General features: G+C 43.8%; 10 protein-coding genes. 5 read left to right on the forward strand and 5 right to left on the reverse strand.

The window, feature by feature from the left end:
* From PENNN9_RS05290 to aspS, 5 genes are all read right to left on the reverse strand, one after another.
* Nucleotides 1-779: Stealth CR1 domain-containing protein (locus PENNN9_RS05290; protein WP_058368681.1), on the reverse strand; the 779-nt coding region annotated here is incomplete at its 3' end.
* 16 nt (nucleotides 780-795) lie between these two features.
* A complete protein-coding gene (locus PENNN9_RS05295) occupies nucleotides 796-1512 on the reverse strand; it encodes a glycosyltransferase (protein ID WP_197409074.1) in 717 nt (238 codons plus the stop codon).
* Nucleotides 1513-1691: 179 nt separating this feature from the next.
* Nucleotides 1692-2534: a lysophospholipid acyltransferase family protein gene (locus tag PENNN9_RS05300; RefSeq protein WP_227511730.1), complete on the reverse strand. Its 843-nt coding sequence runs from the start codon at nucleotides 2532-2534 to the stop codon at nucleotides 1692-1694.
* Nucleotides 2488-2667, reverse strand: a complete 180-nt coding sequence (locus PENNN9_RS12995; RefSeq protein WP_227511731.1) for a hypothetical protein — start codon at nucleotides 2665-2667, stop codon at nucleotides 2488-2490. Before PENNN9_RS12995 ends, PENNN9_RS05300 begins: the two co-directional genes overlap by 47 nt.
* A 57-nt stretch (nucleotides 2668-2724) precedes the next feature.
* On the reverse strand, nucleotides 2725-4584 hold the full coding sequence (gene aspS, locus PENNN9_RS05305) for an aspartate--tRNA ligase (protein ID WP_227511732.1): 1860 nt from the start codon (nucleotides 4582-4584) through the stop codon (nucleotides 2725-2727).
* Between the two features lie 507 nt (nucleotides 4585-5091).
* Between aspS and sohB the strand changes: the two genes are divergently transcribed.
* The 5 genes from sohB to PENNN9_RS05330 all read left to right on the forward strand — a co-directional run bounded on the left by sohB (nucleotide 5092) and on the right by PENNN9_RS05330 (nucleotide 10803).
* Nucleotides 5092-6060, forward strand: coding sequence for a protease SohB (sohB, locus tag PENNN9_RS05310; protein ID WP_058368684.1), 969 nt, complete (start codon nucleotides 5092-5094; stop codon nucleotides 6058-6060).
* Between the two features lie 255 nt (nucleotides 6061-6315).
* Nucleotides 6316-7551, forward strand: a complete 1236-nt coding sequence (locus tag PENNN9_RS05315) for an acyl-CoA dehydrogenase family protein (protein WP_058368685.1) — start codon at nucleotides 6316-6318, stop codon at nucleotides 7549-7551.
* A gap of 192 nt (nucleotides 7552-7743) precedes the next feature.
* Nucleotides 7744-9021: a phosphotransferase family protein gene (locus PENNN9_RS05320; protein WP_058368686.1), complete on the forward strand. Its 1278-nt coding sequence runs from the start codon at nucleotides 7744-7746 to the stop codon at nucleotides 9019-9021.
* A 32-nt stretch (nucleotides 9022-9053) separates the two neighbouring features.
* A complete protein-coding gene (locus PENNN9_RS05325) occupies nucleotides 9054-9806 on the forward strand; it encodes a histidine phosphatase family protein (protein WP_058368687.1) in 753 nt (250 codons plus the stop codon).
* Between the two features lie 127 nt (nucleotides 9807-9933).
* Complete coding sequence (locus PENNN9_RS05330; protein WP_082638002.1) at nucleotides 9934-10803, forward strand: SDR family oxidoreductase; 870 nt, start codon at nucleotides 9934-9936, stop codon at nucleotides 10801-10803.
* Nucleotides 10804-10879: the final 76 nt, after the last annotated feature.

Genomic DNA, 10879 nt, shown 5'->3' on the forward strand with positions numbered 1-10879 from the left:
TTTTGTATCTTTAAATGGTTCATGAGCGTAATCGGGTTCACTTGAGCCACATCTCTAAATTTATATTTAATTTGCTCGGTTAACAGCTCAGGGTTGCTGAGTAGGTACGTCTTTAATATATCTTTGTCGACGATATGTGGATAGTGATGGATCTCAAAAAACTGATCCATACCAAGGGTTTTGGCACTTAGCATTTGCGCCATTGTATGTTTGGGTTGAACAGGCTTGCCTGTTAGTTTTTGGAGAGATTGTCGATACCTAAGTTTGGCTTGTAAAATAGCGCTATTTTTCCAATGTCCATGAATAATAATATGATCTTCGTCTAAAAAGTCCTCAATGCTTGCAGACTGATTGAAGAAAAAGTCGTCATTCATATAGATGAAGTAATCAGACAGCTCTAAGATATTCCACAGCATGGTTTCGATAGAACGAGTGTTAAAGGTAGGTAAAAATTGCTCATAGCCAGCAAAGAGCTCTGTATGATCGATGATACGTATTTTATCGGGCGCACAGATGCCTTGACTCACAAACTCGTGAATAAGCTTAGGCTGCTGCTGGTCAGTCACTACATAGATATGACGGCAAAAAGGCACATATTTTATGATAGAGGCGATATTGTAATATATCTCATCATTGCTGGCAAAGCGCGTTGAAGTGGTGGCCTCAGAGGCGGCATTGACTGTTTTTTGATAACGGGCTCTTTTTTGCTTAAGTAATGGATCATCACCATCTACCCAAGCAATTACAATATCTATTTGACTGTTGTCACCTGTCTGCATGATTTGTCCTATCTGTTTATTGCCAATGCTCTTTTAACCACGGACTTGGTTTGACATGACGGTACCATTTACCGCCGCCGCCTTTGATGGCATCTGGCGGATTGATCTCACCGTGGAAGATAACAATCTTTGCACCATCAGGCAACATCGGTGCACGCACTAGATTAAAGGGAATAGGGGCAATACATTGATATTTAAAGCTGACGCACCAGTCTTTATTCCAATACTCTAAGTGGTGATGCTCGCGCAGATAGTTAGAAAGATAGGCTTGCTCGTGGCGAACCTGTGTGCGAATGGTCTCAAAGTTCCGCTCAAAGTTTGCCAGTAAGTCAGGATAAGTACCCATACCGATATTAAAGCGATAAACTGAGCTATTACCAATCATACGCCACGGTTTTTTCCAATCACGAATGATGACGACACTGTCTTCATGATCGGCTTGATAGGTAAAGAACCCATCAATATTATCAACAATGACGATATCGATATCCAAAAACAGTGCAACTCCCTTAAGATCATAAAGCTTAGGCTTAAAGGTGGTTAGTTTTTTCCAGCCACGCTCAGGACCTGCAGGTAGATCCATCTCAGGTATTGGGTAGCAGTTTACGGCAGGATCAATACCTGTACTGTCATCGGTAAGACATACCATCTGAAAGTCTAATGTCAGATGGCGGCTGACCATATTGTATAAGCGGTTGACGTATTCTGGACCATACTTATCACCCCATTTCATACAAATGATATAACGCTGTTCAGGCTTACTATCGTTCGTATGAATTTGATCGGTAGATAGAGATTCAGTTGTGTCAGTTGCCATAATAGACTCGTATGGATATCAAGGAAGGGCTAAGAATGTTGCTAATCTTAGCATAAATATGATTATCTGTACCTTAGCAAGCTTAAGTACAAGTATTAGGTGTCAGTATTATCGTTGAGATACCCATCTCGATGAGTATGTATAAAATTGGCTAGATCAGTCTCGCTAGCGCGATAAGGGTTACCCAATACAGGTAAATTTTTAAAGCGCCGATAGCCCCACATATAGTGGTTAAAGTTATCAGTAATCATATTTTCCATAGCTTGATTGAGCGCATGAGCCGCTGTTTTTGCATCGCGATCATACAGCGCTGGATCATCAAGCTTATAGCAATAAATATCAAATCCGCGCCCATCATCACGGCGAATACAAGATAAGCCGACCAGTGCGCATTTGGTTTTACTGGCAAGTTTGGAGGCCAGCGTACTGGTCAACGTTTCAATCCCAAAAAACGGTACAACCACGCCACCTGACGGATCAGGGACATGATCGGGCAATATAATACTGAAGCCACCTTGTTTAAGGGTTTTGAATACTGCCTTGACACCACTTCCATCGGTAGGTACTAGCGTTGCATTAAGACGTGCACGTCCTTGTAGGACAAATTCATTAGTGATATCGCCCTTGACAGGCTTATACATGATGGTTGGGGCACCAAATTGATTGAGCCACGCGTTCATCATCTCCCATGTACCCAAATGCGGGACGATGGCTAGCATACCGTTAGGACTGGCAAGTCCTTCTAATAAAATGTTTTTATTGTGGACATCACGTATTTGAGCAATGCTCCATCCCGGTAACATTGCCCAGCTCTTTATAGATTCGACACTACTTAGACACTGGTGACGAACAATATATTTAACTAAATTTTGTTTCTCAGGTTCAGATAGTTTAGGGGCGACGCTCAGGTTCAGATAGTTTAGGGGCGATAAGCTCATATTGATTTCGATAGTGCGTACCAAACTCGAATTTGGCAGCCACATTATAACCCAAGCCACAAAACGTGCCATCATCTGCAAGACAGACAATGGCACGTACTTGAAAATATGATACGGATTCATGACCACTCACGCAGTGATGAATCCTGTAGTCCGTTAGATAAAATATTGTTACACATTATCTGAGGGCTTACTGAGCAGGTCTATTGCTGTCGGCTTGTGCTTTTTCGCGCACACGGATACCAAGCTCACGTAGCTGCTTGCTATCGACTTCAGCAGGGGCTTGGGTCAATGGGCAGTCAGCAGTTTTGGTTTTCGGGAAAGCAATCACATCACGAATAGAGCTTGCGCCTACCATTAGCATGATCAAACGATCCAAGCCAAAGGCAAGACCACCGTGCGGCGGCGCACCGAATTTTAAGGCGTCAAGTAAGAAGCTAAATTTCTCTTCGGCTTCTTGCTCATCGATACCTAGCGCTTCAAATACGGCTTGTTGCATCTCAAGGGTGTTGATACGTAAGCTACCACCGCCGATTTCGGTACCGTTTAGCACCATGTCATAAGCGATAGAAAGCGCGGTTTCTGGGCTATTTTTTAGCTCATCTACTGAGCCTTTAGGCTTGGTAAATGGATGGTGCATTGAGGTCCAGCGGCCATCGTCAGTTTGTTCAAACATTGGGAAGTCCGTCACCCAAAGCGGTGCCCACTCACACGTGGTCATGTCTAAGTCTAGACCGATTTTTTGACGTAGTGCACCGATTGCGTCGTTTACCACGCTGGCTTTATCCGCACCAAAGAAGATAATGTCGCCATCTTCTGCACCAGTACGTTCAATGAGGCTTACCAAGACGTCATCGGTCATGTTTTTGATGATAGGCGACTGGAGACCAGATTCTTTGTCGACGCCGTTGTTGATTGTGCTAGCATCATTGACTTTAATGTATGCCAAACCACGCGCACCATAAATGCCAACGAACTTAGTATAAGCATCGATTTGTTTACGGCTGAGTGAAGCACCGCCTGGGATACGTAGCGCTGCCACACGGCCTTTTGGGTCGTTTGCAGGGCCGGCAAAGACTTTAAAATCAACGTCTTTCATTAAATCAGCCACATCGACCAATTTTAATGGAATACGTAAGTCAGGCTTGTCTGACGCGTAGTCACGCATTGCCTCGGCATAAGTCATGCGCGGGAAGGTGTCAAAATCGACATCAAGCATGGTTTTAAACAGGTGCTTGATCAGACCTTCGTTGATATTCATGATTTCTTCTTCATTTAAGAAAGAAGTTTCGATATCCACTTGGGTAAATTCTGGCTGACGATCAGCACGCAAGTCTTCATCACGGAAGCATTTAGCGATTTGATAATAACGATCAAACCCCGACACCATAAGAAGCTGCTTAAATAACTGCGGTGACTGCGGCAAAGCAAAGAAGTTACCAGGACGGGTACGTGAAGGCACCAGATAATCACGTGCGCCCTCTGGCGTTGCACGAGTCAAGATAGGGGTTTCTACGTCTAAGAAACCGTGATCGTCGAGATAACGACGAATCGCTGAGGTGGCCTTAGCACGGAACACCATGCGCTCTTGCATTTGCGGGCGGCGCATATCTAGATAGCGATATTTAAGACGCAAGTCTTCTGATACCGTGGTGTTTTCGTCATTCAATGGGAAAGGCGGGGTCTCAGACTTCGCTAATACTTCAATCTCTTTACCCAATAGCTCAATCTGACCACTGGTCATATTGTTGTTTTCGGTGCCTTCATAACGGCGACGTACACGGCCAGTGATTTTTAGCACATATTCAGGACGTACTGCATCAGCAGTCGCGAATGCCTCTGGCGTATCAGGATCGACGACGACCTGCAAGATACCGGCGCGGTCACGCATGTCTAAAAAAATCACGCCACCGTGATCGCGACGACGATGTACCCAGCCTACGACGCTGATAGTTTGTTCTAATAAGCTCTCAGTGACAGCGCCACAATATTCGTCTCGGTATTTGCTATGCACCGCCATTTCGCTCTCTGTTGTGATACTTTGCGTCATAATATTAATTATCCAGTTGTCAGCCCAATTCAAAGTACAATAATGCAGCCATCGCTATATGATTTCAACCATCACTATTCTTACTTAGTCCAGCACAAACTATGATGACCGTTATAGCCACATAGTAAGACTGTCATGGTTTATCGATTAAAATTATTGGTTCAGGCGCTGCTATCTCAATACATGTTGGATTCATGTCATCAAAAAATAGCAAATAAAACGCGATCAAGACAAATCCTCATCGCGTTGGCTGCATAAAATAGATGTAAGCGCATATTATGCCTAAAGTGCTTTTGTTATACAACTGTCCTTGCGCAATCCAAGTGCAATCAGCCGTTACTAATAACATAGCGTACGGATGCCTAAAGCACTGTTATACTCGCAGCTTATAAAGTAATTATTAAATATCACAGCCTTGCTTGAAAACCGTCTATAAAGTACACATATCAGGCTGACGCTAACTCTATTATATTAATACTCTAGCATCTTATTTAAGGAAAACGCTTCATGTTATTTCATCCTTCCAAAAATCCAGTAGAACTCAGAGTTATTCATCTAAATAAAAACCAAGAACAGCGTCGTCAAGACTTGATGGAGGCGACACAAGGCAAAGCTGCATTAAAACAGCTTAAAAAGCGTATGGCCAAAAAAGCCAAGCAAGCTTTAAAGGAGAAAGCGAAAGGTAAAAATAAAGGCAATCAAGTTTTTGTACTCGACTTCGATGGTGATATCAAAGCGACAGCTGTTAAGCATCTGCGTGAAGAGATTAGTACGCTAATAAGTACGGCTAATGAAGGCGATGAAGTCGTTGTACGCCTAGAGTCTCCGGGCGGCTTGGTGCATGGATATGGGCTTGCAGCAGCGCAACTTGCACGTCTAAAAGATGCAGGAATTAAACTGACCGTTTGTGTAGATAAAGTCGCCGCTAGTGGTGGCTATATGATGGCTTGTGTCGCTGATAATATAGTGGCAGCGCCATTCGCTGTGATTGGTTCAATCGGTGTGGTGTCGCAATTACCAAACTTTCACAAATGGCTCAAAAACCACGATGTTGATTATGAGATGTTTACCGCAGGTGACCATAAACGCACTGTGACAGTCTTTGGAGAAAATGATGACGAAGACCGTGCCAAGTACCAAGAAGAGCTTGAGCAAACGCATGAGTTGTTTAAACATTTTGTCAATCGTTATCGCTCAGTACTAGATTTAGATAAAGTGGCGACTGGTGAACATTGGTATGGCGAAGATGCCCTACATCTTAATTTGGTTGATAAGCTGCAAACCTCAGATAGCTATCTTTTAGAGCTGATGGATAACAGCGAAATCTACGCATTGCATTCTCGGCAAAAGCCAACCTTGGCAGAAAAGCTAGGGTTGTCTCAAGCGGCAGAAGCAACTTTGAGTACGGTTGCTGACAAGCTCCCTGATGCTTTAATGCGCTTTGATTTTAATAGCCGTTTAAATATTTTAAAATAAAATATTAGCGGTTTTATGAAAGTATAAGACATAAAGTTACTGCTGAAATCATCTATTGATCTAATAAATTCGTTTAGTAAATATAAAGGTGTGGCCTAGTCGGTCGCACCTTTTTTACTGTTTATTGATAATGGCTATGTTATAAATATAGCAGATAAAAAATAGTAAACGTACGTACACTATACGAATGACATCGAATTTTTATTAAAAGAACCAACAAGGAAGAGGAGTATATCCATGTCTACAGACACATTAATGTTTACCGCCAGCGAACATGGTCAAGCTATGTATGAGCAAGTCAAAGAATTTATCACTACTCAAATTGAGCCGATAGAAGCTCAGTTCTGGCAAGATTGCCATGAGAAAAATCCCGATGGTAATTGGAAAAATTGGCAATGGCCCGAAAAGTACGAAAGCCTACGCAAGCAGGCACGTGAAGCTGGTCTATGGAATCTGTTTTTACCTGATGATACCTTAGGCGCTGGATTATCTGTCACTGACTATGCACCAATTGCAGAATTAACAGGACGTAGCTTACTTGCACCTTATGTTTTCAACTGCAATGCGCCAGATAGTGGCAATATGGAGCTGTTATGGCGCTATGGCTCAAAAGAGCAGCAAGACCAGTGGCTGACGCCGTTGTTAGAAGGTAAAACGCGTTCGGTATTTTGTATGACTGAGCCTGATGTGGCGTCAAGTGATGCGACCAATATGCAAGCGACGGCGGTGGTAGAGGGCGATGAAATCGTCATCAATGGCAGCAAGTGGTGGTCGTCAGGTTTAGGTGATCCTGCGGTCGATGTATTAATCGTAATGGCTTATACCCCTGATGACAATAAAGACCGTCACCATCAGCACTCAATGGTATTAGTACCAGTAAAAACGGCAGGCGTCAATATTGAGCGTATGCTAAAAGTATTCGGTGATTATGACGCGCCGCATGGTCACGGAGAAGTTAGCTTCGATGATGTGCGTGTACCAGTCAGTCACTTTATTGGTGGGCCTGGTATGGGCTTTGAGATTGCGCAAGGTCGCTTAGGGCCAGGTCGTATTCATCACTGTATGCGCTGTGTTGGTGCGGCAGAGAAGTCTTTAGAATTAGCAGTGAAACGCGGTATGGAACGTACTGCCTTTGGCAAACCGTTATTGCAACTAGGTGGCAACCTCGAGCGTATCAGTGATGCTAGAGTTAAGATTGACCAAGCGCGCCTGCTTACGCTATACGCCGCCCAAAAAATGGACGCGCAGGGGACCAAAGCTGCATTGACAGAGATATCAGCCATCAAAGTTGTAGCGCCAACAGTACTACAAGAAGTTGTCGATATGGCGATTCAAATTCATGGTGGGATGGGCGTATGCCAAGATACAATGTTGCCAAGCTTTTTTGCACAAGCGCGCGCGCTGCGCTTAGCCGATGGTCCTGACGAAGTGCATAAGACGATGATTGCCAAATTAGAACTAAAGCGTCAAGGGTTTCGTCTTAAACGCTAAGTAATAATTTACGAGTCATTAAAATAGCCTAAGTAAAGAGATCCAATTTCACAATAATAAATGACCGATTCTGAGACAATTTCTTGAAACCATTTAAGTTTAAAATAAGTTTCAAGGTCGGTCTTTCTTAAAATATAAAAATATTAGTATTAATAAGTGGCTCCTAAGCAACCACAGGATAAGGAATATCACATGGCAACAGATAACAATAATACGATGGTTAGTAATAAGGTGTTAGATAAAGGGGGGCCAGTACGAGAAGGTGAAGCACTTGATGCACAAGCAGTTAGCGACTGGTTGCATGCTCAGGGCGTTGATATCAAAGGCGAGCCTACCGTTACGCAGTTCTCAGGCGGTGCGTCAAACTGGACCTATCGTTTACAATACGGCGATGAGGGCGAAGGCCAAGATCTCATTTTACGCCGTCCGCCAAAAGGTACTAAAGCTAAGTCTGCCCACGATATGGTACGTGAATACACCGTACAGAATGCGCTGATGGACGCTTATCCTTATGTGCCAAATATGGTGGCGCTATGTACCGATGAGTCGGTCATCGGAGCGGATTTTTATGTCATGGAGCGTATGGAAGGCATTATTCCGCGTGCCAATCTGCCCAAAGGGATTGAGTTAGATGAAGCGCAAACACGCGCATTATGCACCAATGTCATCGACGCCTTGATTGAGCTGCATCAAGTAGACTATAGCGCGCATCCTGACTTGGTCGAGCTTGGCCGCGGCGAGGGCTACTGCGAGCGTCAAGTAACCGGCTGGGACAAGCGTTATGTGAAAGCCAAAACCCCTAACGTCCCAAGTTTTGCATTGGTACGTCAATGGCTTGGCAAGCATACGCCTGCTGATAGTAAGACTTGCTTGATTCACAACGACTGGCGCTTTGATAATGTGATCTTAGATGCCAAAGACCCAACCAAGGTCATTGGCGTGCTCGATTGGGAAATGGCGACTTTGGGTGATCCGTTGATGGATTTGGGCAGTGCCTTGGCCTACTGGATCGAAGCCGACGATAACATGATTATGCAGCAGTCCCGCCGTCAGCCCACGCATCTAAAAGGCATGATGACCCGTGAGGAAGTGGTGGATTATTATCTGGAGCGTACGGGCCTACAGATAGACAACTGGACATTTTATGAAGTGTTTGGGTTGTTTCGCTTAGCGGGTATCGTACAACAAATCTATTATCGCTATTATAATAAACAAACCACCAATCCTGCGTTCAAAAACTTTTGGATTATCGTTCATGTATTGCATGCTAAATGCCTAAAGCTGATTGCAAAGTATGAAGGCAATGCGTTATTCACGACTCGGGTGCAGCCGCATCTGCAAGATATGGGCGTCGATGCTGGAATGGTTGAGCAGCTACCAAGCCCAGTACAAAAAGTGATTAAAAGCATACTGCCAAAAGGCTACTTTGATCAAGATACCAAGTCATCTAACAAGTCATCTAACAAGTAAAATAACAAAATACAATAAAAGGTAATAGTGTTATGACAACTATTCTCTTAGCACGCCATGGTCAAGCATCGTTTGGACAAGAAAATTACGACCAGCTTTCAGAATTAGGTAGTACGCAGGCGCGCTTGCTTGGTCAGCATTATGCGACCACACAGCGCCGTATCGATGCCATATTTACAGGCAGCCTATCAAGACAACAAGACTCTGCACGCTACTTTTGGGAGACCTACCAATCTTCTATAGCTGCTGGCGATGTGACACTTGTACTAGATCTGTCTGCTCCTGACAGCTATGTGATCGAGGCCTTTAATGAGTTCAACCATAAGGACGTCTTTATTAAGTCTGATCCAGCTTTTACGACTCAAGAAGCGATTGCCGAAGAGCTTGCTAAGTCCGACACACCCAAAGCTCGTTTAGCCGAGTTGTTTAATCTTGCTATGCAGCGCTGGCATGCTGGTGATAATGATTCAGACTATTTGGAGAGTTGGCCACAGTTTAACTTACGCGCGCAGCAAGCGCTTGAACATGTACGCATACAAGCTACGCAACTGAGTCATTTAGGGCGTGATAGTACTATATTAGTGTTTACCTCAGGTGGCGTCATCGCTGCTATTACTGCACATTTATTGCAGCAAGGTAGTCAGACGGCCTATCAATTGAATAGAAGCCTTGTGAATACAGGCGTGACCTCTATTACTGTAAAGGAGCAAGTGCCGCGTTTATTGTCTTTAAACGAATATAGTCATTTATTTTCTGATGGTAAGCGCTATGTCACTTGGCGCTAGTAGTCTTTATCATTGCTTTTGATACACAACCGACACCCATCTGCTCAGACATATCTACTATAATAGATGGTTTTTGAAGACCTGCTTTTAGATTTATATTAATGCACTGATAGATAAAGGACTGCTTATGCAAAATAAATTAATGAGCCTAGTAACGCAAACGGCTAAGCAAGGCAAGGATCAGGCATTAAGTGCCATTCAACCGGCACGCTACTTAAAAGGTTTGACCAAATCTCAAGTTGGCAAAGGTAAAACTGTCTTGATTACAGGGGCCAGCTCGGGTCTTGGTGAAGGCATGGCACGGTTATTTGCAAAATTAGGCTACAATTTAGCCATTTGTGCGCGCCGTACTGATCGTTTGGATCAACTCAGAGCTGAATTGACAGAGTTATATCCTGAGATAAGCGTGGCGTATCGTGTTTTAGACGTCACCAATTATGATGCGATATTTGAAGTATTTGATGCTTTCGCTGAAGACTTTGGTCATATTGATCGGGTCGTCGTCAATGCTGGGGTAGGTGAGAGTCGCCGTATCGGTAAAGGTCGTTTTGAGACCAATCGCCGCACTGCTGAGATAAACTTTGTCTCTGCATTGGCACAATGTGAAGCGGCAATGAAAATCTTTCGCGCGCAAAATAGTGGTCACCTCGTAGTCATATCGAGTATGTCAGCGATGCGCGGTCTACCCAAGCATATGACTACTTATGGGGCGAGTAAGGCAGGCTTAGCATATTTAGCAGAAGGTATTCGCGCCGATATGCTATTAGAGAAACTACCAATCAAAGTGTCTACTATTTATCCAGGTTATATTCGTACTGAGATTAATACCAATGCCAAGCCATTGCCTTTTGAGGTTGATACAGATACAGGTACTAAAGCTATGGTTGCTGCTATTGAGTCAGAGACGACTGAGGCTTGTGTACCAAGCCTGCCATGGTCGATTGTGGGACAAGCGATGAAGCATCTGCCGCTGAATGTAGTCAATAAAATCAGCTAGTCAATGAACCAACCATTATTTATAGTCGATTCTAAAAAAACAGATACATTATATGTCAGCGCGGAACTGGTATAAA

It is taken from the genome of Psychrobacter sp. ENNN9_III, from assembly GCF_001462175.1.
Lineage (GTDB): Bacteria > Pseudomonadota > Gammaproteobacteria > Pseudomonadales > Moraxellaceae > Psychrobacter.